Here is a 19,233-nt window from a genome sequence, read left to right as displayed (position 1 = left end):
GTGGAATCAGCTCTGCACCGGTTCGTCCGCCTGCTGCGCCTGTTCGGCATTCGCATCTCGGTGTCCGAGGCCACCGACGCGATGCGCTGCGCCGCCCAGCCCGGGATGCTCGACGACCGCGACGCGCTGCGCGACGCGCTGAAGGTCGCGATGATCAAGGACCGGCGCGACGAGGAGATCTTCGACGAGGTCTTCGACACCTTCTTCGCGTTGCGGCCGGTCGTTCCCGACGACCACGGGCACGAGCACACCCACGAGCACGACGACCTCTCCGACACCGGCGAGCTCCAGTCGTTCACCGTCTCCGAGGAGCCGGGCGACACACCGCAGGAGGGCCACACCCACGCCAAGCCCGCCGACATCCGCGACTACTTCGACCCCGAGGACCTGGCCCAGCAGTACAACCTGCACCAGGAGAGCAACAAGATCGACCTGGCGTCGATGACCGACGAGGTGGTGTTCTCCAGCGACAACAGCAGCGCGGGCGGCAGCTCGGTGCCGTCGGTGCAGCTGGAGACCGAGCACCTGCACAACGCGGGCACGCCCGGGTCGCTGGCCGAGCACACCGGTCACCGCATCGACACCCGGCTGAGCATCGCCGAGGAGCAGACGCTGCTGGACTGGCTCGCCGACGACGAGGAACCCGAATTCACGCCGCGCGGGCAGCTCACCGGGGTGTTGGAGAACCTGCCCGAGCTGCTCAAGCAGCACCTGGCCAAGCTCGCCGAGTTGGAGCGCACGGCCAAGGAGTCGCGTGAGGTCACCACCGGCCGGCTCGACCGAGTCGACGAGGGCGAGCGGCAGCAGCTGGAGGAATCGCTGCGGCGGATCGTGCACAGCCTGCGCGGCGCGCCGACCAGCAAGCGCCGCAACACCCCGCGCGGCAGGGTGCACCCGGCGCGCACGATGCGGCGCAACATGCGCTACGACGGCGTCCCGTTCCGGCCGGTCACCGTGACGCGGGCGGAGGACAAGCCGCGGCTGATCGTGCTGGCCGACGTGTCGCTGTCGGTGCGCTCCACCGCGCGCTTCACGCTGCACCTGGTGCACGGGTTGCAGTCGCTGTTCACGCAGGTTCGCACGTTCGCGTTCGTCGACGACCCGGTGGAGATCTCGGAGCTGTTCACCGACCACCCCTTGGAGCGCGCGCTGGGGCTGGTCTTCGACGGGCTGCCGCAGGGCGGGGTCCTCGACGTGGACGGGAACTCCGACTACGGCGCCGCTTTCGCCGCGTTCCTCGACGAGTTCGGCAACAGCCTCAACCGGCGGACCACCGTGCTGATCCTCGGTGACGGGCGCGGCAACGGCAACGACCCGAACGTCGACGCGCTGGCCGAGATCGCGCGCCGGTCGCGGGAAACCATCTGGCTCACACCGGAACCGCGTTACTCGTGGCGGTTGGGGCGCTGCGACCTGCCGGACTACGCCGACCACTGCGACCGGGTGCAGGTGGTGCGCGACCTGTCAGGGCTGGCGAAGGCGGCCGAGTCCATCGCGACGGAGGTGACCGGGCGGTGAGCGCCGGGGAACGCTCGGCGCTGCACCACATCGATCCGCTCGCCCCGCACGGCCACGACCCGCTGGTCACCGTCTCCCGGCACGACTCGCCGTGCGACGCGCACGGGCAGGTGACCCGCACCGGGCACTTCTGCCTGCACCGGCGCGATCACCGCATGGAGATCAGCCACTGGTTGCGGGCCGATCAGCTGGACAACAACCTGGCGGGCGTCCTCGCCGACGAGCTGTTCGCGCCCGGCTGGCTCAGCGGGGTCGAGGTCTTCGAGCGGGTGTTCACCGAGGTGGTGCAGTCGGTGATCGACGACCCGCTGCGGGCGTGGACGACGTTCTACGACAACACCCTCGCGCGCATCCGGGAGTGCTGGTCGGTTCCGGCGGGATGCGCGCCGCACTCCTCCATCGCCGACTTCGCCCCGCTGTACCGGCGGGTCCTGCGCTTGGTCCCGCCCGGGCGGGTGCTGGACCTGGGCTCGTGCTTCGGGTTCCTGCCGCTGCTGTTCGCCGAACGGGGCGAGCACTCGGTCATCGCCTCCGACCTGGTCCCCGGCAGCATGCGCCTGCTGGAGACGGTCGCGGCCGCCCGAGGTCATCGCATGCACACGCTGGTCTGCGACGCCGCCCAGGTCCCGCTGCCCGACGGCACGGTGGACACGGTGACGGCCATGCACCTGCTCGAACACCTCGAACCCGCCCGGGGTGACGCGGTTCTCGCCGAAGCCCTCCGCCTCGCCCGCCGCCGGGTGATCATCGCCGTCCCCTACGAGGACGAGCCCACCGCGGCCTTCGGCCACGTCCGGACCTTCACCCCCGCCGACCTCCACCACCTCGGCGCCGGCACGGGACACCCCTACGAGGTGACCGACCACCACGGGGGCTGGCTCGAGATCCGCACGGACTCCTGACCCGATTCACCCCGCGGTCGGGCATGTCTGCACTGGTCATCTGGGGTTCTTGTGGATTCGGGCCGGACGGGTTCGTCAGATGAGGTGGAGCTTGCTGGCTTCGTAGACGGCTTCGGCGCGGCTGGTGGCGGTGAGCTTGCGCATGATGTTGCGGACGTGGAACTTCACCGTGGTCTCGGAGATGAACAACTTCGCTCCGATGTCGCGGTTGCTGAGCCCGTGAGCCAGCTGGCGCAGGACGATGAGCTCCCGCTCGGTCAGTCGCGGATCGCTGGACGGCGAGTTCATCGATTCGACCATGGCGGCGGCCGAGCGGGAGTCGAAGGAGCTCTCCCGCCGGGCCACCGCGCGGATGGAGCGGACGAGCTCGGTGGTGTCGACGTCCTTGACGACGTAGCCCCGCGCACCGCGGTGGATGGCCTCGACGACCAGTCCGCCGTCGAGGAACGTCGTCAGCACCAGCACCCCGAGCCCCGGGTGCAGCTCGGTGAGCCGCCCGCACAGGTGCAGCCCCTCGGTGTTGTCGCCGGTGGAGAGCTTGAGGTCCAGCAGCACGACGTGCGGGCGGGCGGCGGCGACCACGTCGACGGCCTCGGCAGCGGTGGCGGCCTCGCCGACCACGTGCAGGTCCTCCTCGCGTTCGAGCACCGAGCGCAGGCCGTGCCGGACGATCGCGTGGTCGTCGACGAGCACGATCCGCACCTGACCGGTCGGGGTGCGCTGGTCGGGGACCGGCGGGGTCATGACATCACCTCCCGGGTCGAGGACAGCGGCACCCGCAGCTGCAACGCCACACCGCCCATCCGCGAGCGGCGGATGCCCAGCGTCCCGCCGAGCTCCTGCGCGCGGGCGGCCATGTTGGCCAGGCCGCGGTGCCGGCCCGCCAGATCGGTCGCCGAGGACAGCTTCAGCGATCGCCGCAACTGCGCGGGATCGCCCGTCCCGTCGTCGGAGATCGTCAGCCGCAACTGCCGCGGCTGGTAGACGAGCTGCACGACGGCCCGGCTCGCTCCGGCGTGCGAGACGACGTTGAACAGCGCCTCGCCGGTGAGCCGCAGGATCGAGCTCTCGTCCTCCGGTCGCAGCGGAGCGGGGCTGCCCGCCACCCGCACCTCCACCGTCAACTCGCTGGACAGGTGCACGGTGGACAGCTGCTTGAGAAGCACTGGCAGCGAACCCGGGGGTTCCTCGGCGCCGTGGTGCAGCGCGTAGATCGCCGCGCGCAGGCGTTCGACGGCCTGCTGGGTGAGTCCTTTGGCGGGGGCGAGCTTCTCGGCGACCTGCTGGGCCTGCGGGCCCATCTCGGCGAGTTCGGAGCGGCACACCTCGACGGTCATGCCGGCGCTGAGGACGTACTGGGTGACGGTGTCGTGCAGCTCGCGGGCGATGCGGTGGCGCTCGTCGTCGAGGGCCTGGCGCTGCATCGCCTCCACGAGGCGCCGCTGGGTCTCCTGCAGTTCGGCGTTGCGGGCGGCGAGGTCCCGGGCCTGCTGGGCGGCGGCCTCCGAGAGCTGTTCGGTGCGCCCGCGCAGCTGTGCGGCGGCGTGGAACAGGAACGAGTTGTGCACGGCGACGGCGGCCTGGTTCGCCAGCACCCGCATGATCGCCAGGTCGGTGTCGGCGACCTGCACGTCGCCCGGCCAGCCGACGATGCCGCCAACGGGCTCGTCGTCCAGGGTCATCGGCGCCCGCACCCAGCCGGGGCCGGCGGGGGCGAGCTCGATCTCCCACGGCCGGGCCCGGATCACGTCGAGCTGCTCGCGCGCTGCCGGTGGCAGGCGGTCCTCGTCGTCGACGAGTTCGCCGTGGTGCAGCAGCAGGAACCGCGGCCGGGCCGCGCGCAGGGCTCCGTCGGCGATGCCCAGCAGGAGCCGGTCGGCCTGCAGGTGCTCGGCGGCGGCGCGCACCACGGCCTCGACGAGCGTGCGGGGGCCTTCGACGGTGCGCACGAGCGCGCCGGAGATGCGGTCGAGGGCCTGCACCGCGCATTCGAGACGCTCGGCGGAGCGCACGTACTCCGGGTAGAACGAGCGCTTGCCGGAGCGCAGCCCGGTGAGGACGCCGAGGTCGTCGCCGAAGTCGCCGCCTGAGGTCCCGGCTTCACCGCTCACAGCGCCGCCCGGAACAGTCCCGCGATGTCGGTCGCCCGCGCTTCGCGCGGATTCGTCGTCAGGCAGGCGTCTTTGAGCGTGTTGCGGGTCAGCACCGGTATGTCCGCATCGGACACCCCGAGCGGGCGCAGCGTCTGCGGGACGCCGACGACGTCGGCCAGCTCCCGCACCCGGTCGGCGAGGGCGAAGGCCACCTCGACGGGCGGAACTCCTGCCGTGTCGATCCCGATCGCGGCGGCCAGCGGCACGTAGCGCGAGGGGTCGGCCTCGGCGTTGAAGCGGATCACGTGCGGCAGCAGCACCCCGTTGATGACCCCGTGCGGGGCGTCGAGCAACCCGCCGACCTGGTGGCTCATGGCGTGGGTGGCGCCGAGGATGGCGTTGGTGAAGGCCATCCCGGCCTCCAGCGCGCCCTGCGCCATGGCCACGCGAGGTTCGGCCTCGGTGGGCCGGAACAGGGTGCGGGCGAGGTTGCCGGTGATGAGCTTCGCGGCGTGCAGCGAGTGCTGCTCGGTGAGGGTGTTGTGCGCGCGGGAGACGTAGGACTCGATGGCGTGGGTGAGTGCGTCCAGGCCGGTGGCCGCGTTGAGCCAGTCCGGCATGCTGGTCAGCAGTCGCGGGTCGATCACCGAGATCTCGGGGACGAGGGCGCGGCTGAGGATGGTGATCTTGGTGGCGTTGGCGGTGTCGGTGATGATCGCGAACTGCGAGACGTCGGCACCTGTTCCCGACGTCGACGGCGCCATGACCAGCGGCGGGATCGGGTTGACCACCTGGTCCACACCTTCGTAGTCCAGGATCCGGCCGCCGTTGCCGGACAGGATCGCCACGCCCTTGGCCGCGTCGATCACCGAACCCCCGCCGACGCCGATGATCACGTCGGCGCCGGACTCGGCGTAGCGCCGGTGGGCGGCCTCGACCTCGTGGTCCTTGGGGTTGGGCGTGACGGCGTCCCACACGACCGCCCGCAACCCGACCGCGTCGAGGTGCCCGGCGGCCTCGGCGGCCCACCGGGCTTCGGTGAGGCCGCCGTCGGTGACCAGGAACGGGCGGCGCGCGCCCAGCCGCCGCGCGCAGTGCCCGAGCTCGGCCAGCGCACCGGGCCCGAACACGACCTCCGGGACGTGGAACTTCGCCAGGCCGGGCGAGTCGCCGCCCAGCGGCGTGATCTGGGGACCGGCCAGCTCGCCGACCTCGGCTTCGTTCGAGCTGGGCACCCGGCTTCGCACTGTCATCAGGCATCCTCCAGGCACCGGAGCGGGGTGTGCGCGGCGCGGACCACGACGATCACCGATCGGGCCGACGGGCCGAACCCCGACCCATCCTAGTCCGAAACGTGACTTGAACCACACCGCGAACCGCCGTCTGCCGGATTTCCGCTGACCGCGGGCGGCGCGGGTGCCGGCGGGACCCACCCGGTGGGGCGGGCCCCGCCGTCGCCCCCCGTGCGAACGACGCCGCCGATCAGGCGAGGCCGAACGCCTCCAACTCGGCGTCGGTGAGCAGCCGGGAGCGGATCAGGAACCGGACCCCCTCGGGAGCTTCCAGCGAGAACCCGCTGCCCCGGCCGCGCACGACGTCGATGGTCAGGTGCGTGTGCTTCCAGTACTCGTGCTGCGCCGCCGACATCCACACCGGGACCGCTTCCCCGTCCACCTCCAGATCTCCGAGGTGCACGTCCGAGCCGCCGGTGCGGAACTCCCCCGCCGGGTAGCACATCGGCGCGCTGCCGTCGCAGCACCCGCCGGACTGGTGGAACATCAGCGGACCGTGGTCGGCCCGGAGGCGGCGCAGCAGCTGCGCCGCCTCCGGGGTCACGGCGACCCTGGCGGGCTCCATCAGAAGAAGCCCAGCTTGTCCGGCGAGTAGCTGACCAGCAGGTTCTTGGTCTGCTGGTAGTGCTCCAGCATCATCTTGTGGTTCTCGCGGCCGATGCCGGACTGCTTGTAGCCGCCGAAGGCCGCGTGCGCCGGGTAGGCGTGGTAGTTGTTCACCCACACCCGGCCGGCCTGGATCTCGCGACCCGCGCGGTAGGCGGTGTTGGTGTCGCGCGACCACACCCCGGCACCCAGGCCGTAGAGCGTGTCGTTGGCGGTCTTGATCGCGTCGGCGTAGTCGTCGAAGCGAGCGACCGAGACGACGGGCCCGAAGATCTCCTCCTGGAAGATCCGCATCTTGTTGTGGCCCTCGAACACCGTCGGCTGCACGTAGTACCCGCCGGAGAGCTCGCCGCCGAGGTCGGCCCGCTCGCCACCGGTGAGGACCTTGGCGCCCTCCTGCTTGCCGATGTCGAAGTACGACAGGATCTTCTCCAGCTGGTCGTTGCTGGCCTGCGCGCCGATCATGGTTTCGGTGTCCAGCGGGTTGCCCTGCTTGACCGCCTTGGTGCGTTCCACGGCCTCGCCGAGGAACTTCTCGTAGATGCCGCTCTGGATCAGCGCCCGCGACGGGCAGGTGCACACCTCGCCCTGGTTGAGCGCGAACATCGTGAAGCCTTCGAGCGCCTTGTCGTAGAAGGCGTCGTTGGCCGCGGCCACGTCGTCGAAGAAGATGTTCGGGCTCTTTCCGCCCAGTTCCAGCGTCACCGGGATGATGTTCTCGCTGGCGTACTGCATGATCAGCCGCCCGGTGGTGGTCTCACCGGTGAAGGCGATCTTGCCGATCCGGTTACTGGAGGCCAGCGGTTTGCCCGCCTCGACGCCGAAGCCGTTGACCACGTTGAGCACGCCCGCGGGCAGCAGGTCGCCGATGATGTCGACCAGCACGTGGATCGAGGCCGGGGTCTGCTCGGCCGGCTTGAGCACCACGGCGTTGCCGGCGGCCAGCGCGGGAGCCAACTTCCAGACGGCCATCAGGATCGGGAAGTTCCACGGGATGATCTGGCCGACCACGCCCAGCGGTTCGTGGAAGTGGTAGGCCACCGTGTTGTCGTCGACCTCGCCGAGGCTGCCCTCCTGCGCGCGGATCGCTCCGGCGAAGTAGCGGAAGTGGTCGATGGCCAGCGGGATGTCGGCGGCCAGGGTCTCGCGGACCGGCTTGCCGTTCTCCCAGCTCTCGGCGACGGCCAGCCGCTCCAGGTTCGCCTCCATCCGATCGGCGATCCGGTTGAGCACGTTGGCCCGCTCGGCGACCGAGGTGCGCCCCCAGGCCGGGGCCGCGCCGTGCGCGGCGTCCAGCGCGCGCTCGACGTCGTCGGCGGTGCCCCGGGCGATCTCGGTGAAGTCCGCGCCGGTCACCGGCGTCGGGTTCGCGAAGTACCCGCCCTTGGCCGGGGCCACGTACTCACCGCCGATGTAGTGGTCGTAGCGGGATTCGTAGGCCACGACGCTGCCCTGCGTACCCGGCGCTGCGTACTTGGTCATGCGTTGCCTCCTGCACGAGAACTTCCGTTGTCGCGCGGAAGCGTGTCGCACCTCACGTTGCAACGAGGTTGCACCCCGGATCGCGCCCATCGGGTGCCTGACCGAACGGACGGTTTTGGTCCTGGTGGCGGGTGGCGCTCTTGTCCCCGGCGTCAGCGCGTGGTCATCATGACCACTCACGCGTCGACGCCGACGTCGGGACTGGAGGCAGGGTGCGCACCGAGGAGGATCCCACCACCGCGACGATGCTGGCCGACCCGCTGGAGTACGCATCGCTGCTGGGGCGCGTGTGGGACGCGGTGCTGCGCGGCGATCGCGCGCCCCGCTCACCGCGGACGCTGGTCTCGGAGTCCTGGCAGCGTTCGCTGGCCGCCGAGATCGACCCCGACTCCTGCGAGGCACCGGTGGTCTGCGAGCGCGACGAGGTCCGCGACATGCGCACCGAACACCCCCTGGCCGCAGCGATTCCCGTGCTGCGGCAGACCGTGCTCGACGTCGCCGATGAGGCGATGCACGTGATGATCGTGACCGACCGGGACGGGCTGATCCTCTGGCGCGAGGGCAACTCCGAGGTCCAGCGGCGCGCCGACCGGGTGCGGCTGAGCGAGGGAACCCGGTGGGCCGAGGAGGCCATCGGCACCAACGCGATGGGAACCACCCTGGCGGTGGGCAAACCGGTGCAGATCTACTCCGCCGAGCACCTGGTGCGCACCTACCACGACTGGACCTGCGCAGCGAGCCCCATCCACGACCCCGACACCGGTGACGTGCTGGGATCGGTGGACATCAGCGGACCGCTGCGGACCGTGCACCCGGCGATGGTGTCGCTGGTCAGCGCCGCCGCGCAGCTGGCCGAGAGTCACCTGCGCGCGCGGATGGCCGCGCGCGACGAGCAGCTCCGCGCCCGCAACATGCCGCACCTGCGGGCTCTGCGGGGCGAGGCGGGCGCGCTACTGACCCGCACCGGGCGGGTGCTGGCGGTGGAACCGGGCGCGTCGCTGCTGCCCGAGCGCGTCGACGTCACCGACGGCCGGGTCACGCTCGCCGACGGCCGCGAGGCGGTGCTGGAGCGGCTCGCCGAGGGATACCTGCTGCGGCTGCCCGGTTCGTCGGCGACGCGAACGCGTCCCCGTCCCGTGCTGTCGTTGTCGTTCCTGAACTCCGCGGGGCCGCGCGCGGTCCTCGACGGGCGCGAGGTCCCGCTGTCGTTGCGGCACGCGGAGATCCTGACGCTGCTGGCGATGCGCCCGGCGGGCCTGACCGCCGACCGGCTGGCGTTCCAGCTCTACGGCGAACGCGGCAACCCGGTCACCGCCCGCGCGGAGATCCACCGGTTGCGCACGCACCTGGGCGAGCACGTCATCGCCACCAAGCCCTACCGGTTGCAGGCGGCGGTCGACGCGGACTTCCTCACCGTGCGCCGCGCGCTGCACGACGGCGACATCCGCACCGCCTCGGAGACCTACCGGGGACCGCTGCTGGAAGCCAGCGAGGCGCCGGCGATCCGCGACGAGCGGGAGGAGCTGTTCGCCTCACTGCGCAACGCCGTCCTCGACCGCGGGGACGTGGCGGCGCTGTGGGCGCTGTTCCGCGACCACCCGACCGACGACCTGGAGGTGCTGGGCCAGCTCGCGCACCGGCTCCCCCACCACGACTCCCGCCGGCCGCTGGTCACCGCCCGGATGCAGCAGGTCCTCGCCGGCGAGCCCTGATCAGGCCCGCAGACCGGCGAGCATGACCTCCACGACCCGCTGGACCGACTCCACGCCTCCCGGGGTCGGCAGGTGCGAGGACAGCGCGCCCTCGACCATCTCGCAGATCAGGGCCAGGTCGTCCGGGCCGACATCGCTGCGGATGACGCCGGATTCCTGCGCCTCGCGCAGTCCCGGAGCCAGGATCGCGACCAGCTGACCGGCGTACCGGCGCTGGTCGGCGGGCGGGAGCTCGCGGAACAGCCGCACCAGCGGGCGCCGCGAGATCTGCTCGTCGAACAGCTCCTCCAGCACCTCGATGAAGTCGCATTCGGCGACGAGCTCGCGCAGCAGGTGCAGCTTGCTCTCGGCCACCGCGATCCCGAGGGCGTAGCGGTCGGAGAAGTGCCGGTAGACGGTGGCGCGGCCCAGTCCGGAGCGGCGGGCGATCTCCGACAGCGGCACCAGGTCGACGTCCTCGGCGAAGGCCTCGTCGGCGGTGCGCAGGATGGCTTCGCGGTTGCGGCGCGCGTCGGTACGGCGAGAGCTCAGCACCGCTCACCTCCGACAGGCCACACGGGGAACTAACTTACTAGCCAGTAGTGAGATCGTCGACCAGTTCAATGTCTCGTTTTGGCTCCATAGGCTCCCGGCTCAGTCGATGACGACGCCTGCCGTGGAGGTACCGCATGCCCGAACTCAGCCGCCGCACCCTGCTCGCCGGAACCGCTGCGGCGACAGGCCTGTCCCTGCTGGGCCCGCACGCGAACGCGGCCCGCCGCGTGCCCCTCACCCGCGAGGAGCACCGGGTGGTGGTCATCGGGTCCGGGTTCGGCGGTGGCGTCACGGCACTGCGGTTCGCCCAGGCCGGGGTGCCGGTGCTCGTGCTGGAACGGGGCAAGCGCTGGCCGACCGGCCCGAACGCCGACACCTTCCCCACCTTGGCCGCACCGGACGAGCGGTTCTTCTGGCTGGGTTCGGGACCGTCGCTGTTCGGGATCTCCCCGCCGCCGTTCGAGCGCTACACCGGCCTGCTGGAGCGGGTGACCGGCAACGGCATGGACATCATGTGCGCGGCCGGGGTCGGCGGCGGATCCCTGCTCTACCAGGGCATGACGCTGCAACCGACCGAAGAGGTCTTCAACGCGACCATGCCCGAGCGCCTCGACTACGCCCGGATGGACCGCGTCCACTACCGGCGGGTGGCCGAGATGCTGGGGATCGCCACCGCCCCGGACGAGCTGATCAACAGCGAGTCCTACGCCGCCTCGCGGATCTTCGCCCGCAACGTCGCGCGGGCCGGCTACTCGGTGGAGAAGATCCCGATGCCGATCGACTGGGACTACGCGCTGCGCGAGCTCCGCGGCGAGATGAAACCCTCCTACACCAACGGTGATTGCGCGTTCGGCGTGAACAACGGCGGCAAGCACTCCGTCGACGTCACCTACATCGCCCAGGCCGAGGCCACCGGCAAGGTCACCGTCGCCGAGCAGCACAACGTCACCGACGTGGCCAAGACCCGCGACGGGCGCTGGCAGGTCCACGTCGACCGGATCGCCACCGACGGCACCGTGCTGGAGCAGAAGATCATCACCACCGGTGCGCTGGTGATGGCGGCGGGCACGGCGGGCACCACCCGGTTGCTGATGCGCGCCGCCGCCAAGGACCAGATCCCGGACATGCCCGACGGTCTCGGTTCCAACTGGGGCTCCAACGGCGACCGCATCTACACCTGGACCAACTTCGCCGACGACTTCGGCGCGCCGCAGGGCGGCCCGGTGATCTACGGCAGCAAGGAGTGGGACGACCCGACGCTGGCCAACACTGTCATCCAGGCGTCGCTGCCACCGACGCCGAACCTGCGCACCACGATGCTGGTCGGTTACGGCGTCAGCTCCGGCCGCGGCCGGTTCGTCTACGACTCCGCGAAGGACGACGCCGTGCTGGACTGGCCGTCGCAGGCGGATTCGGTGCTGGCCGAGCGCATCGACGAACGCGTCGCCGCGATCGCGGGCAACGGCTCGGTCCGGCTCGACACCACCTCGCTGGTGCCCAACACCTGGCACCCGCTGGGCGGGGCGTCGATGAACGTGGTCTGCGACCTCGCCGGCCGGGTGAAGGGCCACCGCGGGCTCTACGTCCTCGACGGCGCCCTCATGCCGGGCAACACCGCCGCCTGCAACCCGTCTATGACCATCGCGGCCGTGGCCGAACGCGCCACCGACGAACTCCTCACCCAGGACGCCGGCGTCGTCTTCTAGCGGTCTGGCCCCGCGCCACCGAGTGGCGCGGGGCCGGCTCTCACCTCGCGGCGTGCGAGGCGTCGAGGAACTCCTCCCGGTGGATCTTGCGGGGAGCCATCCGCCGGCGCTTGAGCGCCTTGACCCCCGCCTCGACCATCCCCGGCGGACCGCACAGGTAGGCGCTGAGCCCCCCGGCAGGACCGGAAGTCCGCCAGCACGACGTCGGTCACGAGCCCGGTCGCACCCTCCCAGTCCTCTTCGGACAGGCACGGCCGGTACCCGAAGTGCGGGTGCTCGCGGGCCAGGTCCTCGAAGAACTCGACGTCGTAGGTCCTGCCTGCTCCGACCACCGTGGTAGAGGTGCAGTTCCGGTGCGAGGTCGTGGGCCAGCGCGTGCCGCACGATCGACTTCAGCGGCGCCAGCCCGGTGCCCCCGGCGGTGAGGATCGCCGGTTCCTCCTGCGCCACGGGCATTCCGAAGTCCCCGAGCGGCCCCTTGAGCTCGACGCGCTCCCCCACCGCCAAGCCTGCGAACATCCAGCCGTCGGTGGCGATCCCGCCGGGCGTGCGCCGGACGTGGAACTCCAGGCGCGAGGTCTCCGACGGCGGGTTGGCCATCGAGTACTGCCGCGCCAAACCCGTTCCCGGAACTCGGATCTCGGCGTACTGCCCGGGGTTGAAGGACATCGGTTCGTCGAGCTCGACGACCAGCCGCCGGATGTCCCGGGCGATGTCGTCGAGCACCACCACGGTCCCGGTGTGGTCGCGCAGCGGATGGCGCGGCACCCCGTCGTCGGGGTCGACCTGCTCGACGGGTTCCAGCACCAGCCCGGACATCGGCGTGGCCTGGCAGCCCAGGGCGATCCCGGGACTCCCGTTCGGCCGGGGTGAGCGTGTACTCCGAGGATTCGCGGTGGTCGACCTCGCCGGAGAGCACCTTCACCTTGCAGCTGCCGCACGTGCCCTGCGTGCAGGAGTGCGGCAACCAGATGTCCTCGCGCAGGCAGGACTCCAGGATCGACTGCCCCGCAGGGCACGTCGTCGACCGGTCCAGCGGATCGATGCGGACCTCGTGGGTCATCTCGGGCGCGGCCATCACACCTCCCACGCGGCGTGCAGCTCGACCGGGCCGCGGAAGCCCCAGCCCCAGAAGTCCACCTCGTGATCGATGGCGGCCTCCAGGTTCGGGATGGCCTCGAACAGCTCCTCCAGCGCGATGCGCACGACCTCGGTCGCGAAGTACGTTCCCGCGCAGGCGTGCTTGCCCGCCCCGAAGGCCAGGTTGGGAACCGGCGTGCGGTCCAGGTCCAACGCCGCTGGCGAGGCGTAGTCGTTCTCGTCGTGGTTGGCCGAGCCGTACGACATCTTGACGTCCTCCCCACGCCTAAGGCCGGGGGGTTCCAACCAGCGCTGACGCCGGTTTGGGTTCCTGCTTCACAGACCGGCCAGCACCGAGGTCTCCACAGGCTGTGCCCGCCCGGCGGCCAACACGTTCTTGGCTGCGTTGACGTCTGCGTGCGCGGTGTGTCCGCAACCGGTGCACCGGAAGACCGCTTGGCTATTGCGGTTTTCCGAGTCCACGTTGCGGCACACTGCGCACGTTTGCGACGTGTACGCAGCGGGCGCCTTCACGATCTCGCTGCCCGTGCAGCGCGCGGCGTTACGCAGGGCCAGTTCGAGCTTGTGCCAACCCTTATCGAGGATGGCGCGGTTCAGGCCCGACTTCTGGGCGACGTTCCGGCCGTGTTCTTCGACAGACCCGGACGCCGAGCTGATCATACTACGAGTACGCAGATCTTCGAGCGCGACCAGCGCGTTGCGGTCGGTGAGTTCGGCCGCGACCTGTGAGCAGAAGTCCGCGCGCCGGTCGCGCTCACGCCGCTTGATCCGGCGCATCGATTCGAGGGTCTTGCGACGGTTCGCGCTGCCGCACCTCTGCCGGGAGAGCTGCTGCTGCAACCTGCGGTACCGCTTAACCTCGCCAGACGAGATGAAGTCGCGATCGATGAGCTTGCCGTCGCTGGTCGCGACAGCAACGGCCACTCCCCGGTCGATACCGACTCCCGTACCGGGCATGGCGTGCTGCTCCGGGGTTTGCTCACCGTCGTCGACGAGGAACGACACGAACCAATCGGAGCCGTCGCGCGACACGGTCGCGGACCGCACGGCACCGCCGAGCTGGCAGGTCATGCGGAAATGCACCCACCCGAGCTTGGGGAGCTTTACCCGCCCCCACCGCTTGTTCAAGCGCTCAACCTCGATGAGCTTTCCCATCGGGAACCGGAACGACGGGTTCCAACGCTGCTTGCCGCGCCACTTCACCCGGAAGGTTCCGTGGTCCTTGCAGGCACGCTCCAGGTCTTTCAGCGTCTGCTGGAGGATGTGTGACGGCGCGGTCTTGAGCCAATCATGCTCGGTTTTGGCGTCGGCGAGCTGCCCGGCCTGCTCGTTGTAGTTCATCCAGGCACCGCGCTCGCGGTACCGGCGACGCTGGTCAAGGGCGGTGTTCCACACAGCACGGCAGATGTTGCCGAACTCCTCGCACTGCGCGGCCTGCGCAGTGGTGAGTTTCAAGCGGTAGCGGCGTTCTGAAAACATCGGTTCACCGCGCCTTCAGGTGGTCGACGAAGCGCCTGGTGGCTGACAGCGACGCACCGCCGACCGTGGCTGCGAAGTAGCTGTTGGTCCACAGCGTCGGCAGTTTCGACCGCAGCCACGGGAAGTCAATTCGCAGCACGCACGACCTACGACCCTTGACGGCCTTGACGAGCTTGTGCACGCCGTACTGCGGGTCGACTTCGACGATGAGATGAACGTGGTCCGGCATCGTTTCGAGCTCTACTAGCCACGCCCCCTTCGGTAGCCGCAGCCTGCCACCAGCCATAACAAGCCGGCCTGCGTTGTTGGTGAATCGCACAGCCTGACGACGATCACGATGAGACTTGTATCGAGGCACACCAACCGAGCACGCTCTTCCCACCAATGACTCGAAGTAGGACCGATATGCCCGATCGGCATCCCGCAAAGCCTGCTGCAAAATCGAAGCCGATACCTCGGCGAACCATCCACGTTTCGGCGTCTTCTTCGCATTAGTGATCAAACGCTTGGACAACTCCGACGCCGTCGGAAACATCTCACCCGCCGAATAGGCATCCCGACGCGCGGCGATGCGGTCGTTGAACACCACACGAGCGCACCCAAACGCCCGTACCAGCGCGGACTGCTGGCCCGGCGTCGGATACGGATGGAGGCGGCACCGAAGATACACACAGTGATCATCCGATCACCTGCTGACAAGGCCTCTTCCCTCGCCTCGGACTCGGCCACGGTCGCCGAGATCGCGGCCTGCTGGATCCTCACCAGCACTGGGTGCTTCGCCGCCGCCTATCGCACCGAGTACGGCTGCTCCCGTTCCGAAAAGCTGCAGAAGGAGGCGCCACACGCGTTGACTGTCGACATCGAGCTATCATTCGGGCGTGGTGGAAGAGGCTTTGCGCAGTTTGGATCGCTTGACCTTGCGGGAGCGCGCGCTGGTGGCGCTGCGCGAGGCGGTTCTGACCGGGCGGTACGGGCCGGGTGATCACCTCGGTGAGGTCGAGATCGCCTCGCAGCTGTCGATCAGCCGCGGCACGGTGCGCGAGGCGCTGCGCCATCTCCAGCAGGAAGGCCTGGTCACGCCCGGGGTTCGCGGCATGCTGCGGGTTCGCAGCCTGTCGGCTACCGAGATCGACGAGCTGTTCCGGGTCCGCTGCGCGCTGGAGGGCCAGGCGGTCGCCGAGATCGTCGAGTCGGACCGGCTGTCGCAGGTGGTCGGCGAGCTGCGCTCGGCGCTGGACAAGCTCGAGGCGGCCACCGGCGACCTCAGCGAGCAGCTGGAAGCCGACCTCGCCTTCCACGCCCAGCTCTGCGAGCTGTCGGGCAACTCGATCCTGCTCGACACCTGGCGCCACCTTGAGGGTCCGATCCGGGTGGTCGTGATGAGCGCGTCCACCGAGAACCGGCGCTTCCCGATGTCCGCCGACCACCACCGGCCGATAGTCGAGGCCGTCGAACGCGGCGACGCCCACACCGCCGTGCGCGTGCTCCGCGAGCACATGCAGGCCGCGGTCACGCTGCTCAACAGCAAGAGCTGAACCTGAGCGCGGGGCGGAAAATCCGTCCTTGACACGCCCCCGACCGGACTTATGATGACTGTCAACATTGACTGTTGACACTCAACATTCAGCCACCCGGTCAAGGAGGATCGCGATGGCAAGCTCCCCATCCCGGGCGTCGGTGCACGGCAGCCCGGAGAAGTTCAGAGTCGCCGTCGGCTGCGGGGTCGGCGCGACCATCGAGACCTACGACTTCATCGGCTTCGGAACCGCCGCCGCGCTCTACTTCGGCGACGCGTTCTTCCCCGGGTCCGACCCCCTGTCGGCCTCGCTGATGTCCTTCGCGACCCTCGGCGTCGGCTTCGCCGCGCGCCCGCTGGGCGGCATCATCGCAGGTCATCTTGGTGATCGGATCGGACGCAAGCCGGTGCTGGTGTCCTCGCTGCTGCTGATGGGCGTCGCCACCGTGCTCATCGGCTGCCTGCCCACCTACCAGCAGGTCGGTATCTGGGCGCCGGTGCTGCTGGTGGCCGTTCGCATCGTCCAGGGCCTCGCCTTCGGCGCGGAGTGGGGCGGCGCCATCCTGATGACCTTCGAGCACGCGCCCTGGCGCAAACGAGGTCTCTACACCGGCATCACCCAGGCCGGGTTCCCCGTCGGACTGCTGCTGGCGAACCTGGCGTTCCTGCTCAGCGCCGGACTCGGCGGCACGCTGACCTGGCGAGTCCCGTTCCTGCTCTCGGCGGTGCTGATCGTCGTAGGCGTCCTGATCCGCCTCAAGATCGACGAGTCGCCGGAGTTCGAGGAGCTCAAGGACTCCGGCGAGGTCGCGCGCAACCCGATCCTGGAGGTGCTGCGCGACGACTGGCGCAACGTGCTGCGCACGTTCTGCCTGCGCGTGGTCGAGACCGCGGGCTACGCGGTGTCGGTGACGTTCATGCTGTCCTACTTGGAGCTCGACACCTCGCCCACCTCGGGGTCTTTGAGCCTGCTGGCGCTGACCACGGCCGCGGGGGTCGGGATCCTGGCCACCGCGCTGTGGGGGCACTTCTCGGACGTCTTCGGCAGGCGCCCGATCTACCTGCTGGGATGCGTGGCCGCCGTGGCGTGGGGCGTGCCGATGTTCTTGATGGCCAACACCGGCTCCGCGGTGCTGATCGTGATCGCCTTCGTGATCAGCTACGCGATCTGCCAGAACTCGCTGGCAGGCGTCCAGGGCGCCTGGTTCTCGGAGCTGTTCGAGGCCAAGACCCGCACCGCCGGGGCATCGCTGGCCTACCAGATCTCCGCGGTCGTCTCGGGTTTCACGCCGATGATCGCCACCGCCCTGTACGCGCAGGCCGGCTGGCTCGGACCGGCGCTGCTGTTCAGCGGCTACGGCGTGCTGGGCCTGGTCGCGGCGGTGCTCACCCGCGAGACGTGGGGTCCTGTCCAGAAGGCGGAGGTCGCGGCGGTCGAGCGCGCCGCCACAGGCAAGGAGGAAGCAGTTGTCTGATCGAACGCGCAGGATCGCGGAGTCGGCGCGCCGCATCCGCAGGAACGCCCTGGACATGGGCGAGCTCCAGGGCCAGGGCTACATCGCCCAGGCGCTCGGGGTCGCCGACGTGCTGGCGGTGATGTACTCCGACCAGCTGCGGTTCCGGCCCGAAGACCCGGAGTGGGAGGACCGCGACCGGTTCCTGCTGTCCATCGGTCACTACGCGATCGCGCTGTACGCGGCGCTGGCCGAGGCCGGGGTGATCGACACCGACGAGCTGCAGACCTACGCCTCCGACGACTCGCGGCTGCCGATGTCGGCCATGGCCAGCTACACCCCCGGGGTGGAGATCTCCGGCGGCTCGCTCGGGCACGGACTCGGCGTGGCGGTCGGGATGTCGATCGGCTTGCGCCACAAGGGGAATCCGGCTCGGGTGTACAACCTGCTCTCGGACGGCGAGCTGGACGAGGGTTCCACCTGGGAAGCGGCGCTGGCCGCCTCGCACCACGGGTTGGACAACCTGATCGCCCTCGTCGACGTCAACGCGCTGCAGGCCGACGGCCCGACGGTCGACGTGCTGCGCACCGAGCCGATCCAGGCCAAGTGGGAGTCCTTCGGCTGGAACGCCGTCCGCGTGGACGGCAACGACATCGACGCCCTGGTGGCAGCGCTGGACGAGCTGCGCGCGCACCGCGGTTCGCCGTCGGTGCTGATCTGCGACACCCGGGTCGGCCGCGGTGTCCCGTTCCTGGAGACCCGGGAGAAGGCGCACTTCATGCGGGTCGAACCGCACGAGTGGCAACTGGCACGCGACCACCTGCAGGAGGCCGGCGCATGACGACCGCGACCAAGAAGGCCACCACGTCGGCGATGATCGCCTCGTTCGCCGACGAGGGCCTGAAGACCACCAAGGCCCCGTTCGGGTACGCGCTCGCCGGACTCGCCGAGCAGCGCCAGGACGTCGTGGGGCTCTCGGCGGATCTCGCCAAGTACACCGACATGCACGTCTTCCGCGAAGCCCACCCGGAGCGCTTCTTCCAGATGGGCATGGCCGAGCAGTCTCTGCTGGCGGCGGCCGCGGGGATGGCCGAGGTCGGCCTGACGCCCTTCGCCTCGACCTATTCGGTGTTCGCGACCCGGCGCGCCTACGACTTCCTGTGCTTGGACATCGCCGAGCCTGGGCTCAACGTCAACGTCATCGGCGGACTTCCGGGGCTGACCACCGGTTACGGTCCGAGCCACCAGGCCACCGAGGACGTCGCGATCCTGCGCGGCATCCCGGGGCTGACCATCGTGGACCCGTGCGACTCGGTGGACATCGAGCAGGCGGTCCCGCAGCTGGCCGATTCCCCCGGCCCCACCTACCTGAGGTTGCTGCGCGGTGCGGTGCCGACGGTGCTCGACGAGTACGACTACCGGTTCCAGCTGGGCAAGGCCGCTGAGCTGCGCACCGGCCGGGACGTGCTGATGATCTCCAGCGGGCTGATGACGATGCGCGCCCTGTCTGCGGCAGGCGAGCTCGCCGCCGATCACGTCGACGTGGCCGTGCTGCACGTGCCGACCATCAAACCCCTCGACCGGCGAGCGATCCTGGCCGCCGTCGGGCGGGACCGGCTGGTCGTGACGCTGGAGAACCACACGGTCGTCGGTGGTCTGGCCGAGTCCGTCGCGTCCTGCCTGGCCTTCGCCGGGGTCGCTGAGCGCATCGTGCCGATCGGCCTGCCCGACGAGTTCCTGGCCGCGGGGGCGCTGCCCACGCTGCACGACCGCTACGGGCTCTCGGTGCCGCAGATCCGCGAGCGCGTGCTCACCGAGCTCGGCTGACTCACCTAGGA

The 19,233-nt window shown here is 70.0% G+C and carries 16 protein-coding genes and 4 pseudogenes; 8 read left to right on the top strand and 12 right to left on the bottom strand.

What is annotated here, in order from left to right:
• Positions 1-1,518 carry a VWA domain-containing protein gene (locus tag E1202_RS18175; protein ID WP_132684340.1) on the top strand — a complete coding sequence of 506 codons (1,518 nt, stop codon included), beginning with the start codon at positions 1-3 and terminating at the stop codon, positions 1,516-1,518.
• Positions 1,515-2,420, top strand: coding sequence for a mycofactocin oligosaccharide methyltransferase MftM (gene mftM / locus E1202_RS18170; RefSeq protein WP_235878598.1), 906 nt, complete (start codon positions 1,515-1,517; stop codon positions 2,418-2,420). The genes E1202_RS18175 and mftM overlap by 4 nt, the downstream gene beginning before the upstream one ends.
• Positions 2,421-2,495: 75 nt before the next feature.
• Here mftM and E1202_RS18165 read toward each other — a convergent pair whose 3' ends face one another.
• The 5 genes from E1202_RS18165 to adh form a co-directional block, all read right to left on the bottom strand.
• Positions 2,496-3,164: a MadR family response regulator transcription factor gene (locus tag E1202_RS18165; RefSeq protein WP_132684339.1), complete on the bottom strand. Its 669-nt coding sequence runs from the start codon at positions 3,162-3,164 to the stop codon at positions 2,496-2,498.
• Complete coding sequence (locus E1202_RS18160; protein ID WP_235878596.1) at positions 3,161-4,531, bottom strand: MadS family sensor histidine kinase; 1,371 nt, start codon at positions 4,529-4,531, stop codon at positions 3,161-3,163. The genes E1202_RS18165 and E1202_RS18160 overlap by 4 nt, the downstream gene beginning before the upstream one ends.
• Positions 4,528-5,766, bottom strand: coding sequence for an iron-containing alcohol dehydrogenase (locus E1202_RS18155; RefSeq protein WP_132684338.1), 1,239 nt, complete (start codon positions 5,764-5,766; stop codon positions 4,528-4,530). Before E1202_RS18155 ends, E1202_RS18160 begins: the two co-directional genes overlap by 4 nt.
• 229 nt (positions 5,767-5,995) lie before the next feature.
• Positions 5,996-6,370, bottom strand: coding sequence for a DUF779 domain-containing protein (locus tag E1202_RS18150; protein ID WP_165943900.1), 375 nt, complete (start codon positions 6,368-6,370; stop codon positions 5,996-5,998).
• Positions 6,370-7,893 (bottom strand): aldehyde dehydrogenase, encoded by a 1,524-nt coding sequence (adh, locus tag E1202_RS18145; protein ID WP_132684337.1) that lies wholly within the window; start codon positions 7,891-7,893, stop codon positions 6,370-6,372. Before adh ends, E1202_RS18150 begins: the two co-directional genes overlap by 1 nt.
• 212 nt (positions 7,894-8,105) lie before the next feature.
• On the opposite strand from adh, the gene E1202_RS18140 reads away from it, so the two are divergent.
• The gene (locus E1202_RS18140) at positions 8,106-9,605 is read left to right on the top strand and encodes a helix-turn-helix domain-containing protein (protein ID WP_408006735.1); all 1,500 of its coding nucleotides are present in this window, start codon (positions 8,106-8,108) and stop codon (positions 9,603-9,605) included.
• Here the strand turns inward: E1202_RS18140 and E1202_RS18135 are convergent, their stop codons facing one another.
• Positions 9,606-10,139 (bottom strand): TetR/AcrR family transcriptional regulator, encoded by a 534-nt coding sequence (locus tag E1202_RS18135; RefSeq protein WP_235878594.1) that lies wholly within the window; start codon positions 10,137-10,139, stop codon positions 9,606-9,608.
• Between the two features lie 134 nt (positions 10,140-10,273).
• On the opposite strand from E1202_RS18135, the gene E1202_RS18130 reads away from it, so the two are divergent.
• The gene (locus E1202_RS18130; protein ID WP_132684336.1) at positions 10,274-11,845 is read left to right on the top strand and encodes a GMC oxidoreductase; all 1,572 of its coding nucleotides are present in this window, start codon (positions 10,274-10,276) and stop codon (positions 11,843-11,845) included.
• Between the two features lie 363 nt (positions 11,846-12,208).
• Here the strand turns inward: E1202_RS18130 and E1202_RS32240 are convergent.
• From E1202_RS32240 to E1202_RS32225, 6 genes and pseudogenes are all read right to left on the bottom strand, one after another.
• Positions 12,209-12,664, bottom strand: a pseudogene (locus tag E1202_RS32240) (FAD-binding oxidoreductase); the annotation flags it as partial.
• An 88-nt stretch (positions 12,665-12,752) separates the two neighbouring features.
• Positions 12,753-12,908: pseudogene (locus E1202_RS32235) on the bottom strand (2Fe-2S iron-sulfur cluster-binding protein); the annotation flags it as partial.
• Between the two features lie 14 nt (positions 12,909-12,922).
• Positions 12,923-13,192: a cytochrome P450 family protein gene (locus E1202_RS18120; RefSeq protein WP_207918728.1), complete on the bottom strand. Its 270-nt coding sequence runs from the start codon at positions 13,190-13,192 to the stop codon at positions 12,923-12,925.
• 69 nt (positions 13,193-13,261) lie between these two features.
• Positions 13,262-14,425 (bottom strand): RNA-guided endonuclease InsQ/TnpB family protein, encoded by a 1,164-nt coding sequence (locus E1202_RS18115; protein ID WP_132684335.1) that lies wholly within the window; start codon positions 14,423-14,425, stop codon positions 13,262-13,264.
• 4 nt (positions 14,426-14,429) lie between these two features.
• Positions 14,430-14,684: pseudogene (gene tnpA, locus E1202_RS32230) on the bottom strand (IS200/IS605 family transposase); the annotation flags it as partial.
• Positions 14,685-14,975: 291 nt separating this feature from the next.
• Positions 14,976-15,095, bottom strand: a pseudogene (locus tag E1202_RS32225) (helix-turn-helix domain-containing protein); the annotation flags it as partial.
• A gap of 241 nt (positions 15,096-15,336) precedes the next feature.
• Between E1202_RS32225 and E1202_RS18105 the strand changes: the two are divergent.
• The 4 genes from E1202_RS18105 (at position 15,337) to E1202_RS18090 (ending at position 19,222) form a co-directional block, all read left to right on the top strand.
• The gene (locus E1202_RS18105) at positions 15,337-15,960 is read left to right on the top strand and encodes a GntR family transcriptional regulator (RefSeq protein WP_235878592.1); all 624 of its coding nucleotides are present in this window, start codon (positions 15,337-15,339) and stop codon (positions 15,958-15,960) included.
• A gap of 115 nt (positions 15,961-16,075) precedes the next feature.
• Positions 16,076-17,416, top strand: coding sequence for an MFS transporter (locus tag E1202_RS18100; protein WP_132684333.1), 1,341 nt, complete (start codon positions 16,076-16,078; stop codon positions 17,414-17,416).
• On the top strand, positions 17,409-18,236 hold the full coding sequence (locus tag E1202_RS18095; RefSeq protein ID WP_132684332.1) for a transketolase: 828 nt from the start codon (positions 17,409-17,411) through the stop codon (positions 18,234-18,236). The genes E1202_RS18100 and E1202_RS18095 overlap by 8 nt, the downstream gene beginning before the upstream one ends.
• On the top strand, positions 18,233-19,222 hold the full coding sequence (locus E1202_RS18090; protein WP_132684331.1) for a transketolase family protein: 990 nt from the start codon (positions 18,233-18,235) through the stop codon (positions 19,220-19,222). The genes E1202_RS18095 and E1202_RS18090 overlap by 4 nt, the downstream gene beginning before the upstream one ends.
• Positions 19,223-19,233 lie beyond the last annotated feature (11 nt).

The sequence above is a fragment of the Saccharopolyspora karakumensis genome, assembly GCF_004349225.1.
Taxonomy (GTDB): domain Bacteria; phylum Actinomycetota; class Actinomycetes; order Mycobacteriales; family Pseudonocardiaceae; genus Saccharopolyspora; species Saccharopolyspora endophytica.
Note: the sequence above shows the minus strand (reverse complement) of the source record. Positions and strands in the feature narration are given on the sequence as shown.

What these genes read in the sequence shown, in the direction of transcription:
- E1202_RS18115 (WP_132684335.1), bottom strand. Translation starts at nt 14,425, where the DNA reads ATGTTTTCAGAACGCCGCTACCGCTTGAAACTCACCACTGCGCAGGCC.
- E1202_RS18130 (WP_132684336.1), top strand. Translation starts at nt 10,274, where the DNA reads ATGCCCGAACTCAGCCGCCGCACCCTGCTCGCCGGAACCGCTGCGGCG.
- E1202_RS18165 (WP_132684339.1), bottom strand. Translation starts at nt 3,164, where the DNA reads ATGACCCCGCCGGTCCCCGACCAGCGCACCCCGACCGGTCAGGTGCGG.
- E1202_RS18120 (WP_207918728.1), bottom strand. Translation starts at nt 13,192, where the DNA reads ATGTCGTACGGCTCGGCCAACCACGACGAGAACGACTACGCCTCGCCA.
- E1202_RS18150 (WP_165943900.1), bottom strand. Translation starts at nt 6,370, where the DNA reads ATGGAGCCCGCCAGGGTCGCCGTGACCCCGGAGGCGGCGCAGCTGCTG.
- E1202_RS18100 (WP_132684333.1), top strand. Translation starts at nt 16,076, where the DNA reads ATGGCAAGCTCCCCATCCCGGGCGTCGGTGCACGGCAGCCCGGAGAAG.
- adh (WP_132684337.1), bottom strand. Translation starts at nt 7,893, where the DNA reads ATGACCAAGTACGCAGCGCCGGGTACGCAGGGCAGCGTCGTGGCCTAC.
- E1202_RS18155 (WP_132684338.1), bottom strand. Translation starts at nt 5,766, where the DNA reads ATGACAGTGCGAAGCCGGGTGCCCAGCTCGAACGAAGCCGAGGTCGGC.
- E1202_RS18090 (WP_132684331.1), top strand. Translation starts at nt 18,233, where the DNA reads ATGACGACCGCGACCAAGAAGGCCACCACGTCGGCGATGATCGCCTCG.